Source organism: Methanococcus aeolicus Nankai-3, assembly GCF_000017185.1.
Taxonomy (GTDB): domain Archaea; phylum AGJL01; class Methanococci; order Methanococcales; family Methanococcaceae; genus Methanofervidicoccus; species Methanofervidicoccus aeolicus.
Map to the genome: position 1 here is coordinate 745,095 of NC_009635.1, position 17,515 is coordinate 762,609.

At 28.4% G+C, this 17,515-nt stretch carries 16 protein-coding genes; 3 read left to right on the top strand and 13 right to left on the bottom strand.

From position 1 onward, the window contains the following. Window positions 1–75: 75 nt before the first annotated feature. The 3 genes from MAEO_RS03620 to MAEO_RS03630 form a co-directional block, all read right to left on the bottom strand. A complete protein-coding gene (locus MAEO_RS03620; RefSeq protein ID WP_011973441.1) occupies window positions 76–672 on the bottom strand; it encodes a pyruvate kinase alpha/beta domain-containing protein in 597 nt (198 codons plus the stop codon). Between the two features lie 84 nt (window positions 673–756). Continuing rightward, on the bottom strand, window positions 757–1,725 hold the full coding sequence (rnz, locus tag MAEO_RS03625; RefSeq protein ID WP_011973442.1) for a ribonuclease Z: 969 nt from the start codon (window positions 1,723–1,725) through the stop codon (window positions 757–759). A 415-nt stretch (window positions 1,726–2,140) separates the two neighbouring features. Then, window positions 2,141–2,533: a helix-turn-helix domain-containing protein gene (locus MAEO_RS03630; RefSeq protein WP_011973443.1), complete on the bottom strand. Its 393-nt coding sequence runs from the start codon at window positions 2,531–2,533 to the stop codon at window positions 2,141–2,143. 236 nt (window positions 2,534–2,769) lie between these two features. Here MAEO_RS03630 and MAEO_RS03635 point away from each other — a divergent pair, with 236 nt between their 5' ends. Beyond that, window positions 2,770–3,168: a CBS domain-containing protein gene (locus MAEO_RS03635; protein ID WP_011973444.1), complete on the top strand. Its 399-nt coding sequence runs from the start codon at window positions 2,770–2,772 to the stop codon at window positions 3,166–3,168. Window positions 3,169–3,225: 57 nt separating this feature from the next. Continuing rightward, window positions 3,226–3,753 carry a DJ-1/PfpI/YhbO family deglycase/protease gene (locus tag MAEO_RS03640; protein WP_011973445.1) on the top strand — a complete coding sequence of 176 codons (528 nt, stop codon included), beginning with the start codon at window positions 3,226–3,228 and terminating at the stop codon, window positions 3,751–3,753. Between the two features lie 190 nt (window positions 3,754–3,943). Here the strand turns inward: MAEO_RS03640 and MAEO_RS03645 are convergent, their stop codons facing one another. The 10 genes from MAEO_RS03645 to MAEO_RS03690 all read right to left on the bottom strand — a co-directional run bounded on the left by MAEO_RS03645 (window position 3,944) and on the right by MAEO_RS03690 (window position 15,330). Next, complete coding sequence (locus tag MAEO_RS03645) at window positions 3,944–4,534, bottom strand: hypothetical protein (RefSeq protein WP_011973446.1); 591 nt, start codon at window positions 4,532–4,534, stop codon at window positions 3,944–3,946. Window positions 4,535–4,549: 15 nt separating this feature from the next. Continuing rightward, window positions 4,550–5,746, bottom strand: a complete 1,197-nt coding sequence (locus tag MAEO_RS03650) for a DUF2226 domain-containing protein (protein ID WP_011973447.1) — start codon at window positions 5,744–5,746, stop codon at window positions 4,550–4,552. A 258-nt stretch (window positions 5,747–6,004) separates the two neighbouring features. Then, the gene (locus tag MAEO_RS03655; RefSeq protein ID WP_011973448.1) at window positions 6,005–6,808 is read right to left on the bottom strand and encodes a D-aminoacyl-tRNA deacylase; all 804 of its coding nucleotides are present in this window, start codon (window positions 6,806–6,808) and stop codon (window positions 6,005–6,007) included. A 45-nt stretch (window positions 6,809–6,853) separates the two neighbouring features. Next, complete coding sequence (locus tag MAEO_RS03660) at window positions 6,854–7,546, bottom strand: glycosyltransferase family 2 protein (protein WP_011973449.1); 693 nt, start codon at window positions 7,544–7,546, stop codon at window positions 6,854–6,856. An 84-nt stretch (window positions 7,547–7,630) separates the two neighbouring features. Further along, on the bottom strand, window positions 7,631–9,577 hold the full coding sequence (feoB, locus tag MAEO_RS03665) for a ferrous iron transport protein B (protein WP_011973450.1): 1,947 nt from the start codon (window positions 9,575–9,577) through the stop codon (window positions 7,631–7,633). A gap of 324 nt (window positions 9,578–9,901) precedes the next feature. Beyond that, complete coding sequence (locus MAEO_RS03670) at window positions 9,902–10,108, bottom strand: FeoA family protein (RefSeq protein ID WP_232202542.1); 207 nt, start codon at window positions 10,106–10,108, stop codon at window positions 9,902–9,904. A gap of 369 nt (window positions 10,109–10,477) precedes the next feature. Next, window positions 10,478–11,182 (bottom strand): ribose-5-phosphate isomerase RpiA, encoded by a 705-nt coding sequence (gene rpiA, locus MAEO_RS03675; protein ID WP_011973452.1) that lies wholly within the window; start codon window positions 11,180–11,182, stop codon window positions 10,478–10,480. A 425-nt stretch (window positions 11,183–11,607) separates the two neighbouring features. Further along, on the bottom strand, window positions 11,608–12,435 hold the full coding sequence (gene hisF, locus MAEO_RS03680) for an imidazole glycerol phosphate synthase subunit HisF (protein ID WP_011973453.1): 828 nt from the start codon (window positions 12,433–12,435) through the stop codon (window positions 11,608–11,610). Between the two features lie 146 nt (window positions 12,436–12,581). After that, entirely contained in the window at window positions 12,582–13,421 is an 840-nt protein-coding gene (locus MAEO_RS03685) for a MinD/ParA family ATP-binding protein (RefSeq protein ID WP_011973454.1), read from the bottom strand. A 235-nt stretch (window positions 13,422–13,656) separates the two neighbouring features. Beyond that, window positions 13,657–15,330: a hypothetical protein gene (locus tag MAEO_RS03690; protein WP_011973455.1), complete on the bottom strand. Its 1,674-nt coding sequence runs from the start codon at window positions 15,328–15,330 to the stop codon at window positions 13,657–13,659. A 728-nt stretch (window positions 15,331–16,058) separates the two neighbouring features. On the opposite strand from MAEO_RS03690, the gene dnaG reads away from it, so the two are divergent. Continuing rightward, window positions 16,059–17,447 (top strand): DNA primase DnaG, encoded by a 1,389-nt coding sequence (gene dnaG, locus MAEO_RS03695; RefSeq protein WP_048062478.1) that lies wholly within the window; start codon window positions 16,059–16,061, stop codon window positions 17,445–17,447. Window positions 17,448–17,515: the final 68 nt, after the last annotated feature.

Sequence of the window (17,515 nt, forward strand, 5' to 3'; positions counted from 1 at the left end):
TTCCCGCCGACATTAGATAAAAATATAATAAAAATATAATAAAAATAACTAATAATAGAGTAATTTTTTAATTTATTATAATTCTTCAATTTTCTTTTTATTTCGTGGCATACATATTATTTCCCTTACTTCACTATCAAAAAAGTTTTTCATAATTGAAGGTTTTAAAACTATTGCCGTATCTACTCCCTTACTTCTCCCCCCTATAGCTATAACTTCCTCTTTTGTAGGTATTAATCCTGCATCTGCTGCCATTAGAGATACCTCATAAGCCACTTTTAAACCATGCCCAAAATTTCTTAAAGTTTGGGCAATAATTTCAACAGGATTTGCTCCACCAAATTTAGTTGAAATTGCTCTTTCTACACCACTAAGAGCATGACCTCCCATGAATACTTTTGCCCCCTGCTCATTTAGTTTTTTTATGGTTTCTTCATCAATGGACATTTTATCCACTTCATGAAACCCTTGATGGTAGGATACGGTTGATACAGATATATTTAGCTTTTTTTCTTTTATTATTTCCAATAATTTCAATGCTGAATCTCCCGTTGTAGATGATATTACTATATTTTTAATATTTAATTCTTCTGCCCTATTCACTGCCAACTTTAAAGTCTCCTCTGTGTTCGGAGCTCCTGCATATTCAAAATAAGTAATGGATTTTTCCATAATATCACCGATTTTTTTATTTTTAGGTGATATTAGTCTAAAAATCTGTGATTTTTAGCATATAATATCACCGATTTTTTTATTTTATTTTTTTATGGTTTCTTTATTTTTTAAATCATATTCCATTAAATCTTCTGCTACAATAATTTTGAAATTATTGTCATTATATTCATTATTATTTTTAATAATATTTTCTATTTCATTATAATATATTTCAATATTGTCATCATATCTCGCCGAGATATGGGTCAATATCACCGTATCCACACAGGCAATTTTTCCGATATTTACAGCATCTTCTATGGTGGAGTGCATGGTTTCAACTGCATTATTTTTCTTGGAGCTCCCAAATGTTGCCTCATGAATTAATACTGTACAACCAATTGAGTTTAAAAACTCCCCAAAATCTTCAATTGGCATGGTGTCTCCACTATATGCTACGCACATGCTATCTTTTGGAGGTAAAAGCACATCATTTGGGTATATGATTTTTCCATTTTTCAATTTTACTTCGTTGCCATCTTTTAATGATTTTAAATCTGGTCCAACTTCTACGCCTAATTCCATGGCTTTCTTTAAATTTAATTGTGGTTTCTTTTTCTCTTTAAGAATATATGCATAACAAGGTATAGAATGATTTACTGGATAGGCATATGCCATATATTTTTCACTATCTATTATTTTCATTGGTTTTTTGGAATTTATCTCATGGACAGTTATTTTAAAATTAATGGAATGATATCCAATTTTTAAAATATTTTCAATTGTATTTTTTATTTCAGGCGGACCATATATATTTATTGGTTCTGTTCGTCCATTAAATCCAATTGATTGAAGAAGCCCTGCAAGTCCTAATATATGGTCACCATGAAGATGAGATATGAATATATTATTTATTTTCATGGGTGATATGTCTGTGTATATCATTTGTCGCTGAGTTCCCTCCCCACAATCGAATAAAAAAACCTCGCCATCGTATTTAATTCCTACTGAAGAATGATTTCTATGTTTTGTTGGAATAGCCGCACCAGTGCCTAAAAAAATAATTTTCATAATATCGCCCAGATGGTTTATTATAGTAAGTTCAATAACTGTTCCTTATCCGTCCAATTATTAATAAATTTCTTCATATATTGGTAATAGGTTAGATTTTAGCTTTTCATCATAGCATCTCTAAATTTTTCTCTGAAAAATTTATACGATCGTAAAAATCGCTTTGCGATTTTGAGACAATTTAGTGAAAAAGACCGAAGATTGACCATATTTATTTATTTGAAAAGTAAAAAGTTCTCAAACCTATTTATATAGTTAATCGACATAAAGTGTCCCTTAATTGTCCCAAATAATTTGAGTTGGATATGGCATATTAATAGAATAGAGTCTATTAGTACATAAATATTAGGAAAATCGTTCGTCGATTTACTATAATGGAGCTCCTGAATACCCCTAAAAAATGATTAAATTTATTTTATATTTTTTCATCGGCCATATTTTTTAAATCATTATCATCTATGGAATTTACCCAGTTTTTAACATCATTGCACCAAGTTTCCATAGCATTTTTAATAGCATTTTTTATCTCTTCAAAAGGAATTGCCATATATACATAAAAATAGCCCCCTTCTTTAAGATTAATTTGTTTCCTCTTTGCAAGACCTGCATTTACAAGACTTTGGACAGCTCTTTGAACCGTGCTTCTATCTCTATTAAGTTTTTCAGATATATCATTTACCTTCAAAGCTCCATTATTTAATAATGTAAAATATACTGAAACATCAAATGTCTTTATACCAAATACGCAACACATTATACTACTCAAAGTAAATGTTGAACATGGAGTTTTAATCATTAATTTAGCCATAATACCACCGATTCTAATTTATTAAGTTATGTAGTGATAAATTATATATATATTTATCATTATAATATACACCACCAGTATATTTATAGTGTGTTCGAAAAATGTGTTATAAGGATTTAGTTTATTAGATTATACTATTTAATATTTTAACATAACATTATATTATTGACTGTAAAAAGTTCTCGAACGCCATATATAATTCAAATATATAATAAAATAGATATGGGGGCACAAATATGAAAATAAAAGAAATAATGAATCCAACAGTGTATAAATTAAGTGAAACCTGCACATTAGCCGAAGCATTCAATATGATGCAAAATAAAGGGATAAAAAGAATATTTGTAGAAGATTTTAACAACAAGATAGTCGGGGTATTAAGTTATGGTGACATAGCAGAGGCAATTGTGAAAAATTCCAATGAATTATTGGATATTATGGCCAATAATATAAAAAATATTTCATTGAAAGAGGTTTTAACCATTAATGAAAACCACGACATAAAAGAGGGGGCAAAAATTATGGTTCATGCAGGTGTATCTGCTTTATTAGTTATAGATGATAATAATAATTTCGTTGGAACCATATCGCAGACAGACATACTTAGATATACGATTAAAGAAAATATATTATAATTAATAAATAATAATAATAATAATAATAAATTAAAAATAATAAAATAGAGGAAAATTATGAAAATATTAGTAGTGATTGCACCAGAAAATTTTAGGGATGAAGAATTATTTGAACCATTGCATATATTTAATAAAAATAATATTGATTTCGATGTAGTATCTACTACAAAGGGAGAACATACCGGTATGTTGGGCGGAAAAATAACAACAACCACGAATATTGACGAAATAGATGAAAAAGATTATTGTGGAATTGTTATAGTGGGTGGCTCGGGTTCAAAAGAATATTTATGGAATAACAACAATTTGATAAATCTTGTAAAATCGTTTTATGAAAATAATAAAATAGTTTCAGCAATATGTATATCTCCCGCAGTTCTTGCCATCTCCAACATATTGAAAAATAAACGAGCCACAGTATTTCCATCAAATGATGCAATTGAGGAGCTCCTAAAAGGTGGTGCAATATATATTGATGAAGGTGTTGTTGTTGATAAAAATATAATTACAGCAAAAAATCCAGATTATGCAACTGATTTTGGAATAAAAATTGTAGAATTGTTAAATATAGTTAATCTTCAATAACTGTCCCTAATTCGTCCTTTGTTATATAATTATTACTATGAATACTGATTTAGTTTCAGTAATGTATTAACTGAAATAGTCCGAAGATTTACTATAAATAATTGGCATCAGGTTCAAAAGTTCTCATCACATTAAGGGAAGCCCCAATCAGCCGGGGATAACATCATCATTTGCCAATATTTTATTTTAATTATTTAACGATATGAATAGTTTTTTCATATTCTTCTTCAACATTATTATTTTCTGAAATATATCTGTCTAAAATATTTAATATGCCTTTAATCAATATTTTTTCATTAATCGGGTCTAGTTCAATATTAGAACTAATAATACAATAAAGAGGAATCCCATTTTTAACTATTGAAATGATATATTTATATCCATCTTCTGATTTAATACTTATCTTCTGTAAGTTATTTATTCCCCCATTATTATTTCTAGCATATTCAAACAATGCGCTATATTTTGCTGCTATTTCGTCAGGATTTTTAATTGTAGATATAATTGGAAGTCCCTCTTCACATGCAATAGTGATATCGGACAAATTATTTTCCAAAGCTAATTCTATTAACTCATATTCATTTGATGCATTATACATTTCTTGTTTTTTTGGAGTAGAACTTTTCTTTAATTCAAGAAGTCCTTCAATAACCTCATTTTCAAGCTGTTCTTTCTCATTTTGTTTTATTATATGTTGTTGTAGTTTATATACTTTCCATATTACCATGACAATTAAAAAACCTGAAATCGATGCCAAGAATAATATATAAATAGATTCCATAAATCATCCCTCCCTCTATTTTATTATAATATTAACTTCGGGCGTTATATCCAATATATTCTCCCGAATCATACTATTTATTTTATCAATAATATAGGGAATATTTATTTTCTTTTTGATAAATCCCATTTTCTTTTTTGGCATTATTTCAATATTGCATCTACATATATATCTATTGTCATATTCCACAGATACATCTAATGAATATGAAGAAATATTTTCTTCATTGCTAATTATTTTATGTATTTTCTCCTCAAAATCCTTTTTTAAATTTAATAATTCTTCAGGAGTTGGTTTAGATATTAAATTAATATAATTATCTATTAGCTCATCATCTGGCATCCGTATGCCCAATTTTTTCATTAATTCTTCTTTTGATAAATGTTCTTCTTCCTCTTTCTTTTTTTCATTATTTGCAAGTAATGAATCCATAAATTCATTTAAGTCTTCGTCTTCTTCGCCATTGTTTTCTGTGGTAGTTTGAATATTTTGCATTAAATTCATTTTAGGACAATATTCTTTTAATATATTTATTTTATTAATATCATAATCAAATATATCTACCACTGAATTAGGATTATTTAACAAATCTTCGGCTAAATTTTTGGAACTTTCGCCACATAAAACTCCATTATTATCTTCATATGCCATCAATATGGGCGTATTATTGTCATAAATGATATATGCTTTTTTATATTCGTTATTGTCTTTATTAAATACCTCAATTAATTTATATCCACTTAAATATTGTTTGTATTCATTTATGCTTACCCCCATATTTAATGGGGCCCCCTCAGGAATATTTAAAACAACTGTGTCATAATCTTTATTATTGGAATATATATGGTCTGTGTTTTTTATGGTGGTTTTCTCTTCTTCTTTTGGAGCTCCTATTTTAAATATTTCCCCAAACATATCTTTCATAACATTTAATTTATTATCATTATACTCATATACTTCAACCATACAATCCTGTTCTTTCATTTTAGAGATTAATTCTTCTGCTTTTTTTCCAGTGGTCTCATCCATCCCATCAATATGATAATATCCAATTTTTTGCCCGCCTTCTACAAAAATATATCCCTCTTCAAAGCCACCATCCTTTTTTACAGATATTCTCAAATATCCAGTTAAATTTTTAGCGATTTGCTCTATTTCCCCATAGTTACTTGCCGCCTTTATAAAATTTCCTTCGATTACATTAATATTCATTTTTATCCCTGCACTGTGGTAACAATAATAATCCCAATATATTCAAAATATAATATTTATTATATTATAGTCAATCTTCGGTCTTTTTCACTAACTCCTCTATTAAAGCTAATATCTTCATATTACCAATATATGAAGAAATTATAATAATAGGACAGATAAGGGACAGTTATTGAAGATTAACTATATTTATCAATGAGTTCCTAAATACGCCATATATTATTAATATATATTATATGTATATATAATATATATAAATTAATAACATAAATCTTTAACTTTTTTCCATAAAATATTATTTTTATCAAAAAATTCAATATATCTTTTTTTATCTTCGCTATTTATACCTTTCCAGTCAAATAATATATAGTCAAAATCTTGCATCTGAATTAACTGTTGTAGCACCTTTTCAGATATTTTTGCATATTTTGGAATTATATATCCGACGAAACATTTATTTGATAATGATAATTTTGTAAATCTTGGGGCATAATGCCCTCCGCCAAAGGCTATCACCTTATCCAATTTTTTATAAGATTTTGATTCAATTGATGATATGGTATCAATTATGGCATTTGCCATTATTTCTCCTGCCTCATCTATTGCCCATTCTTTTTCGGAGCTCCCTATTTCAACAAAAACAGAGGGGACATCTAAATCAGTTGGTGCATGGTGGATTGCCTCAAATGAAACATCAAAACCTAATTTTTTATATTTTTCTAAATTATTGTATTTATTGATATTTACTAATAAAATAGTGTTTAAAATAGCATCACAGCAACAAACCTCCTCAATATTTCCGCCGTGGCTGTTGTCTGTTGTTAAATTTCCAGAGGTATGAACTGTTAAAGTTGGTTTTTCACTAACACTTCTATGTTTGGATAAAAAAATATAATAATCATAATCTTGGGGGAGGTCTTTTTTGGATAATTCTGTTAATTTTTTAGGAGTTTCAAAAAAATCAATTATACAGTTATTATTTATATTATTTAATTTTTCTAAATTGTTTCTTATATTTATTCCAGCTTTATCTTTTGAAGAATTTATAAATAAATATTTCATTTTTTCCCTTATTTTATTTATTATATATATTGGCATATTAATATATTAATGCAGTTTATGGAATATGAGTTTAATAAGTATTTTAAACCCAGTTATTACATTTGTTCCCCTTGCCATTGAATATTCTGTATATATTGTTTTTATGGGAACTTCTTTAAATTTTAATTTATTTCTTTTAATCAATACGACAAATTCAGAAGAAATTTCATACCTATTACTTTTCAATTGTTCGGCAACTATTTTTGCACTATTGTATGAAAAGCCCCTTAATCCGCTTTGACTATCTGTTATAAAATGTCCGCCCATTAAATATGTTAAAAAATTTAAACCCCAGTTGCCCACCCTTTTAATAATTGGCATATTTTTTACTTCATCTCTATCCATTAATCTACTACCAATTACTACCTCATATTCATCTTCTAAAATTGGTTTTGCAATCTTTTCAATATCTTTGGGGTCATGCTGACCATCTGCATCAAAGGTAACTATTACCTTTGGATTATATAATAATGCACAGCCAATACCTGTTCCAAGAGCTCCCCCCAATCCCCGATTTATAATATGTTTGCATACTATAACGCCCCCTTCATCTTTTGCAAGATTATATGTTTTATCGGAGCTCCCATCATCTACAACTATTATATTATTATATCCTTCATCTTTTAATTTTTTTAATGTGCTTTTTATTAATTCTTCTTCGTTGTATGCTGGTATTACAATGTAAATATCCTCTTTCATAATAATGCCCCCCATTATGTATTAATTATATATTATACTACTATTTTTATTTATCTTTGATTTATTTTTATCACTATGTGGGGCTTAAAATCCCATCATCGTTCCAGCATTATAAATTATAATACCTACAATTGTAGCCACAAATGTTTGGAATAATATTGAAAATGTAGTCCATTTTATGCTTTTTGTTTCAACATAAAATGCAGCAATTGTGGCCACACACGGGACATAAAGCACAGATACAATACATAGCACAAAAGCATTTAATGGTGTCAGGATATTTGCATAATTTCCACCATATACAATATCCATAGTAGATACTACCAACTCTTTTGCCACAATTCCAAACAATAATGCCAGAGCCCCCCTCCAATCTATGCCCATTAATAAGGTTATTGGTTCTAATGTCCTACCAATCGCAATAGCATAACTATTATCAACAGTAGGATAATTCAAAAGCCAATAAAATGCAACAGAACCAGCAACAATTACAGTCCCTGCTTTTTTTAAGAAAGATTTACTTTTATCCCATGTTGATTTTAATATATTATTCCAATCAGGAGTTCTATATGGCGGGAGCTCAAATATAAATTCCTCAGATTTTCCTTTTATTAATTTGCTCAATATATATGATACTGTCCAAATTACTCCAAACATTATACTTATTATAGCAATAGTAAACAATACTGTGTTTTCTGGGAAAAATGCCGCTGCCATAAACCCAATAATTATAAACCGTGCAGAACATGGCATCATTGGAGCCATTAATAAGGTAATTAATCTCTCTTTATGATTTGACATAAACCGAGATGCCATTAATCCTGGAACTGTGCAACCAAAACTAACAATAAATGGGATAATGGATTTTCCACCCAATCCCATTTTTGACATGTATTTATGCATAAGTGCGGCTACTCTGGACAAATATCCTGTATCCTCCAATAATGACAATGAAAGCATAATTAATACAATCATAGGAAAAAATTCCAACACACCACCAACTCCTGCCAGAGCTCCATCAACAACAACACCAACATATTGCGGAGGTAGGGCATAAGTTAAATAATTTCCAACATATTCGAATATCATGGCCACATATCCTGAGAATATATTTCCAACACCAAAAACAAAACTATACATAAGATACATTACAATACCGAAAATGCAAAGTCCATATATCGGATGTAATACTATGGGGTCAATATCATCATATACCTGATTTTGTTCTTTTATTACATCTTTTAAAATTTTATCAGATTTTTTATATCTTTGTTCTACAATGTAGCTTTCAATATCATGTTTAATCTCAGACTCAATTTTTTCCGTTATTTGTTGCACAAAATCCATCAATTTTGGGTTATTAAATGATTCTAATACATCAGGGTCTCTTTCAAATAATGATAATGCTATCCATCTTTTTGGAACTGTTTTAAATTTATCGGGAATGGCATTATTGGGATAATATTCATTTATTTTTTCCACAACTTTATTAATCCCATCTTCAAGAATATCAGAATATTTGATTATAGGTGGTTCTTTGTATTCATAACTATATATTGCATTTTTTAATTCTTCCACTCCAATTCCAAATCTACCTGAGGAAGTGATTATAGGTAAATTTCCTAATTTCTCACTTAATTTTTTAATATCGAGTTGTAATCCGTGTTTTTCGGCTTCGTCAATTAAATTTAAACATAATATGGGAAATTTTCCAAGTTCGAGAAGTTGTAAAGTTAAATATAAATTTCTATTAATATTGGGGGTATCAACTACATTAACCACAATGTCACTGTATTTTAATATATAATCTCTTGCTATTTTTTGGTCTATTGAATCAGACATTAAAGAATATATCCCGGGCAAATCTACAACTGCATATTCTTTATTACTACCATCTTTTAAAATTCCTTCTTTCTTTTCTACTGTAACTCCTGCCCAATTTCCTATCTTCTGTCTCATTCCAGTAAGTAAATTAAATAATGTGGTTTTTCCAACATTTGGCTGACCCACCAATGACACGGTATTTTCCATATATTCACCAATATATAATTATAATCTATTTCTATATGTTTATAATCGTTAAAAAATATTAAGATATCGGCATGATTATTAGGGGAGCTCCATAAAATAATAACATCTCAATATATATGTCCTTACAATAATAATTATATTGATTACATTTATTTATGACATTTTTTATTACATCCCGAGCATGAAGATTTTGCGATAGAATGCATAATTTTATCAAAATATTTTTTTAATAATTTTATCAAATTCATTTAATAAACCCACTATATAGTAATAATTAATTAAATATTAAACATTATAATTCGGACAATATAACAATATATTATCTCATTCAACAAGTATATAATTTGCTATTTCTTTACCTATTGCTATTTTTGAATTTCCTACCCTTATTATCATTGGGTCAATATTTGAAGAAATGATGGTTATTTTTGAACCTATCCTAATTCCTAATTCACATAATTTTTTAAAATCTCCATTCATATTTAAAACAGTGTATGTCCCAGGAGATTTATTTGATAAAGATTCCACCATACCACCAATATTATATATACTAAATATTATTATATATTTCAATTTGCCAAAAACAAATTATTTGGCCCTGGAAAAATTAAAATATTTGATTTTGATATATTATTTTATAAAATTCCTTTGGACTTTTAATTTATTGAATATCATATAAATTAAAAATTTAATTTTCTTTTTAATTTTTTGCCCCACTTAAAAAGCTATGAAAACCCGAAGGTTTTCATTTAAACCATTCTTTCGGTTAATTATAGTAAGTTCAATAGCCGTCCTTATCTGTCCTAATTATATGTGGTTTTATGTTTTTTAGTAATATAGTAGGCTATTTTGGCTTAATTGTAGAGTATATTTATGAAAAAGACCGAAGATTAATGATATTTATTTTTTTAATATTTCTGCCTTATCAGATTTTCCTACTATCACTTTATCAACTTTTGTAAATATACCATTTTCGACAACCCCTGGAATATTGTTTAATTGTTTTTCAACTTCTTCGGGATTATTTAAATCAATAAATACATCAATAATCATATTTCCATTATCTGTAATCACTGGGCCCATTTTTTTATCTGCCATCCTAATTGAAGGTGCTGAATTCATTTTCAATAATTCATTTAATACGGAAGAATATGCAAATGGAAGAACTTCAAGAGGAACTGGTGTATTTTCCCCCAATGAATCCACAAGCTTACTTTCATCCACAATAATTATGAGCTCTTTTGCACAATAATCAATTATTTTTTCTTGAGTATGGCAACCACCGCCACCTTTTATAACATTTAATGTCTCTTTATTCACTTCATCAGCACCATCCACCGCAATATCTAACTCTCCATATTCGTCAAGAGATACCAATGGGATGCCATACTGAATAGCCATCATTCGAGATTCGAATGATGTTGGAACTCCAAATACATTTAAACCCTCTTCCGATATTTTTTTGCCCAATTCCGCGATAAATAAATTTGCCGTAGTCCCTGAGCCCAATCCTACAATCATTCCATCTTTTATAAATTTAAGGGCCTCATTTACTGCATTTAATCTTGGGTCAGCTTCTACTTTAACTGCTTTTTTTCTTGCCATATTTTCACCGATTTTTTATATCTATGTTGTTTTATACAAAATAGTTGTTAAAATAATATATAAAGATTACACCATAAATATATCGTATTCGAAAAGTTTGTTTAATTTTAAATATATATAGGTTTATAGTAAGTTCAATAACTGTCCCTAATCCGTCCTAAATTTAAGTAATGAATTAGTGATTTTAGCTTTTAATAATACGAATAGTTTAGTGAAAAAGTCCGAAGATTAATTATGGTGTAAATATGTGCCAACATAAAATTAGTATATTAAAATATTATGATGTAAATTGTTCCTAAATATATTTATTATATAACTATACGCCACAAGATTGGCATATTAAATATAATTAGTGCAAGGAGCTCCTAAACTACCCTTCCTTAAACTACAAAAATAAGAAAATTAAAATAATTAATAAAAATATATTACAATCTCATAGGGATATTTTTATCCATACAATATTTTTTTAACTCTCCAACAGTGTATTCTCTGTAATGCAAAATACTTGCCATAAGTGCAGCATCTGCTTTACCATATTCAAATACCTGATGAATATGCTGGGGAGCTCCGCAACCACCACTTGCTATAACTGGTAATTTTATATGGGTAGAAATTGATTTAGTTAATTCAATGTCATATCCGTCTTTTGTCCCATCTGCGTCCATACTTGTTAAAAGTATTTCTCCTGCACCTAATTCCTCAGCTGTTTTAGCCCATTCAATAGCATCAATGCCGGTTTCTTTTCTACCTCCATAAATAAATACTTCAAACCAGCAATATTTATTTTTATCAACTTTAACGACATTTTTATCTTCAAGCTGTTTTGAATCTAAATCCTCCTCATTAACATAATGTCTTTTTGAATCAATTGCCACCACAACACATTGGGCACCATATAATTCACTTGATTGTTTTATCAAATCTGGATTGTGTATTGCCGCTGTATTAACTGATATTTTATCAGCTCCTGCCCTAAGTATTCTCCTAAAATCGTCGGTGGTTCTTATTCCTCCTCCAACGGTTAATGGAATAAATACTTGGTCAGCTGTTTTTTCAACTAAATGCTCAATTATATCCCGTTTTTCATGAGATGCCCCAATATCCAAAAATACTAATTCGTCAGCTCCCTGCTCATTGTATATTTTTGATAACTCTACTGGGTCACCTGCATCACGGAGCTCCACAAAATTTGTTCCTTTAACTACTCTTCCATTTTTAATGTCCAAACATGGTATAATTCTTTTTGTTAACAATTTATCCACCAAATATAATTTATAGATATGTTATATAGTAAGTTCAAAAACTGTCCCTTTATTGTCCCAAATATTGAGTTGAATAGGGCATATTAATAGAATATAGTCTTATTTACGAAAATATAGTGGAACGGTTCGAAGATTGACTATAATCTTTTTGGATTAAATTCTTCTATATCAAAATCGTCCATATCAAAATCGATGTCCTCATCCGATTTATCCTCCAAAGGTTCTTCCCCAATAATTGCGCCCCTTAAATCTTTTGCAATATTCAATGCTCTTTCTGTTGCAATTCCTTCTTCAATATATGCTCCTGCTAACTCATCGGATAATTTTATAAGTTCTTTTCTAAATTTGGAATTTTTAATATCTATTATGGGGACATTATCTATATATTGTTTTTCAACTTTTTTATCATAAGGCAATATTGCCAACAATTTATCAACAACTTCTTCAAATTGAACATTCCCCATATCCATATTTACTACTGTTCCTATAATGCCAATATCTAATTCATCCAATAAGTCTGCTGTTTTTAATGTATTTGCTATTCCTGGAATACTATCATTTGATACCATTATTATATTATTTAGTCTTTCCGATCCCACAAATAATAGATTTCCTTCTGTTATATTGGGCGGCAAATCATATATAACTACATCAAATTCTTTTTCCATTAAATTTATTAATTCCACGACTTTTTCAGGGTTTGAATTGGTATTGAAAGCTTCTGGTGTGGCATCACATAATATCAGTGATAATGTATCATATTGTTGAATCATATCTTCCAATGGAATGTCTCCATTTAGGTATGCATTTAGGGTATTTACATTATTTTCAAATCCAAATAACATCGGAGCAGTAGTTCCGTATAAATCACAATCCACATAAATAGTTCTTACGATTTTACTTAAATGATATGCCATATTTGTAGCGATTGTGGTTTTTCCGGTTCCTCCTTGAATGCTATAAAATCCTATTTTCAAAATCATCACCCTGGGTTCCAAAAATATAGAAAAATCCAATGACATATATCAATGTTTTTATATCAATGTTTCATGAAATTCCACATATTCATTATATTAAATCGACAAGATAATAAATCGATAGATAATTTGTGTTAATTTTATATACAATTAACTATGTTATTCCAATGAAGGACATTCAATTGTCGATTCACCATATATATTTAGGCCCCCAAACATCTATAAATACATTATTTTAATTATTGAGCCCCAATCGTTTTGGAGGATTTTCTATTACAATTTTATTTAAATCATTATTATATTCCTCTATCGAATATTTAGAGAATAATTTATTATTTATATCTTTAATATTTTTGTTATATATTGTTATTTTTATGTTTTCATTGTATTTTGTAGTTATATTGCCCTTTTTTATAACAATATTATTTGTAGTATATTTATTACTCCAGTCTGCATAATTTTTAAATGAACAAATCCAAGTATAATTATCTTTTAAGGCATATATTTTATTTTTATCATAATATATGCTATCTGCAACATATACTCCAAATTCTTCATTGTGTGGTTCAAGATAATATTCTTTAATATAATGAACTCCATAAACTTCATTATTTAATAATCCCGGAACTTTAATTATTGTAATATTATTTTCTTTTGATATTTCTTTATGGCCAGGGATTACAACATAATCCACCCTGTCACCAATGTTTAATTTCCAAAACATATTTTTATTTTCCTTTCCAAATACCATATTGTAAAGTGTTTTATCATTGGAATACAATAATAATCCATCTACATTTTCACTTAGTGCATAGGCATAATTCTTTACAAACCAATAATTAAAATATTCGTATCTATTATTCATTTCGGTGTCATTTGCGGGTGAGACGGAGCTTCCTTCATAATACCAGTTAGAATTATATTCGTCGTTATCATTCCAATTGGGTTCTCCTTTTTCGTAGTGGTAATAGTTATTTTCAGATTCTGCTCCTTTCTGCCAATAACCTGTATTATTTGGTCCTTCATAGCTTATGGTTTCAGGATAATATCCACCCGTTGGGTCATTTTCAAATGTTTCTGGTGCTTTATCAACATATATCATAGGATAATGACTCATTGCCAATATATCTAAGTTTTTAGCGTTGTATTTAGTTTTTACATCTGATGGAGTATATTGAATATGAGTATATTGATTATTATACCATTTTTTAAACCAGTAATTATTTAATAAATCATTCAATTCATTATTGTCCACAATATTTTCTTTTTTAATGTCTTTTATATTCTCAGAACCTGTTGAGATATATGTAATATTGATATTCAATAATTCCGACAACGATTTAATTGAATTTATTTTTTTAGTTAATAATTTGTCGTCAATCATATCTACTTTTATCTTTCTTTTTGCAACACTTATGGCATATTCTCCATTTTCGTCTGGAACCACTTTTTGCACTGCCACACCATTAATAACCACTTGTTCATATTTTGGTGGAACTTTATTTATATATGCAAAACTTCCATTATTCTCTGAAACATAATTTCCAACAAAATCTAAAATATCTTTATCATCTGGATTTATTGGATTTGTCATCAATATTTTTTTAGGTTTGATTCCATAAATTCCTTTTTCTGCATCTATTGGCATAAGGATTTTTTTAGGCATAGCAATTATTTTTTCATCGTCATTACCCATAAATATATTGTCGTTTGAAGATAAATAATTTTTATCCGTATAAAATATTACAATATTTTCGTTATTCAGGTAGTAATCAAACTGTTTTTCACTAGTTATTGACGATAGGGGAATATATTCAATTGGTATGGTGGAACTCCACTTATAATTCATAGCATTACATCCATTAACCAATAAAAATATAATTCCAACTATGAATACATATTTTTTCATAAAATCACCGAAAGGGATTCATCAAAGCGATTTAATAAAATTTGGTTTTTATTATACTATAATCTATATCCGAGTATATTCTTTTTAATTAATATGATATAATTATTTATTATGATATTATATATCCCTTTAGGTCAAAATATTGTCAAATCATATTATTTGATAAAATTAATAATTTAGAAAATAAATAATTAAATGTATATTATAAATGTATAAAAAATAAAATATATCATATATGGTGTGTAGGGAGCTCCCAAAATTCCTTCGGAACCAAATCTTTGATTCTTCAAAATCGCAAAGCCATTTTTACAGTCGTAAAACTTTTCCTCTGGAAAAGTTTGAGATGGTTCAAAAAAAACATATGGTCTTTTGTAGATTATTATGATTATAACAATTTTCCTTTGGAAAATTTTAAAGCTCCATGAACAAACTTTTTGAATACGCCATAATTCATAGTATTTTCAATGAATTTTTGCAGTTAAATATTCTATTATTATTTTAAGTATACTATTTTACATAACCTAAAAATTTTTTTTTGGATATATTAGAACACACTTTTGAACAAACTATACAAGAAAACCATATTATATATATAGTAAAAACATCAAAATTATATTATTTATTATATATATTTAAAATTAGTTGAATTGTTATATTATATACTATGTAGATATTATATATTATTATATTATGTGAGACTGGCAGGGAGTTGGAGGGATAATATGATGATAGAAATAGGCACAACAAAATATGTTATTTATGCAAAAGTTATAGTTGATGGATATGTTGAAAAACATGATATTATTGGAGCAATATTTGGTCAAACCGAAGGACTTTTAGGAAGCGACCTTGATTTAAGGGACCTCCAAAAAAGTGGAAGAATTGGGAGGATAGATGTTGAACTTGAAAATATAAATGGAAAATCATACGCAAAACTAATTTTTCCATCTAGTTTAGACAGAGTTGAAACAGCAATAATTGCTGCCACAATTGAAACACTTGATAGAGTAGGGCCATGTATTGCAACAATTAAAGTATTAAATATAGAAGACATAAGAATCAAAAAGAGACAATATATTACGGATAGGGCAAAAGAACTTTTAAAATCAATAGTTGATACTACAATAGATACCTACGAAATAGCCGAAGAAATAAAGGAATTCGTAAGGTCAGAAGAAATAATCGAGATGGGAAATGAAAAGTTACCATCTGGCCCAAATGTTGAGGATTCAGATACCATAATTATTGTTGAAGGGCGTGCTGATGTTCTAAATTTATTACGATGTGGCATAAAAAATGCCATAGCGGTTGGAGGAACATCCATTCCAGAATCCATTATAGAATTATCTAAGAAAAAAACCACCACAATATTTACAGACGGGGACCGCGGGGGAGAACTAATATTAAAAGAGGCCATTCAAACTTGCGATATCGATTATGTAGCCAGAGCTCCGAAGGGTAGGGAAGTAGAGGAGCTCACCAAAAAAGAAGTGGTAAAATATTTAAGGTCCAAAATACCAATAGAACAATATATTCAATTTCATTCCAACAAATGTAACGAATTATTAAAAAAAAGCAAAGAATATAGGAGTAATACCATAAATAACAATAATGACAGTGGTAAAATATCAATTGATTCAATAATCTCTGAAAACGCGACAAACGATATAGGGGAGCTCCCTGTATCCAAAACTTCGAAAAATGAAAGGAATAATACCAAGGTTATTGACGAAAATATTGAGAAAAATAATCAAAATATAAAAGAAGACAATAATATAGAGATTAAACAAAGCGATATTTCTGAAATATTAAAAAAAGATTGTTCTGAACAGTGGGAATATATTGAATCACTATTAAATGACATATCCAACACAGACAATATAAAAATAATAACCAACGACAATATTATAAAAACCATACATTACAGCGAATTAGATAAAATAGATAAATCAGATATTCAAATGGTTATGTCAGATATGCCAATTACTCAAAAAATAACAGATTTATTCCATGAATGTTCTCCGATAATAATTGGAAGAGATATAAATATTACAAAAAAACCGGCAAAGTTAAAAGTTTTTTCTCATGACATGCTAAAAAACATGGTATGTTTATAGTTAATAGCGAAACATGTGGTATCGAAATCTCTGATTTCGAGTAATAATAATCGGAGATTTTTATCTGA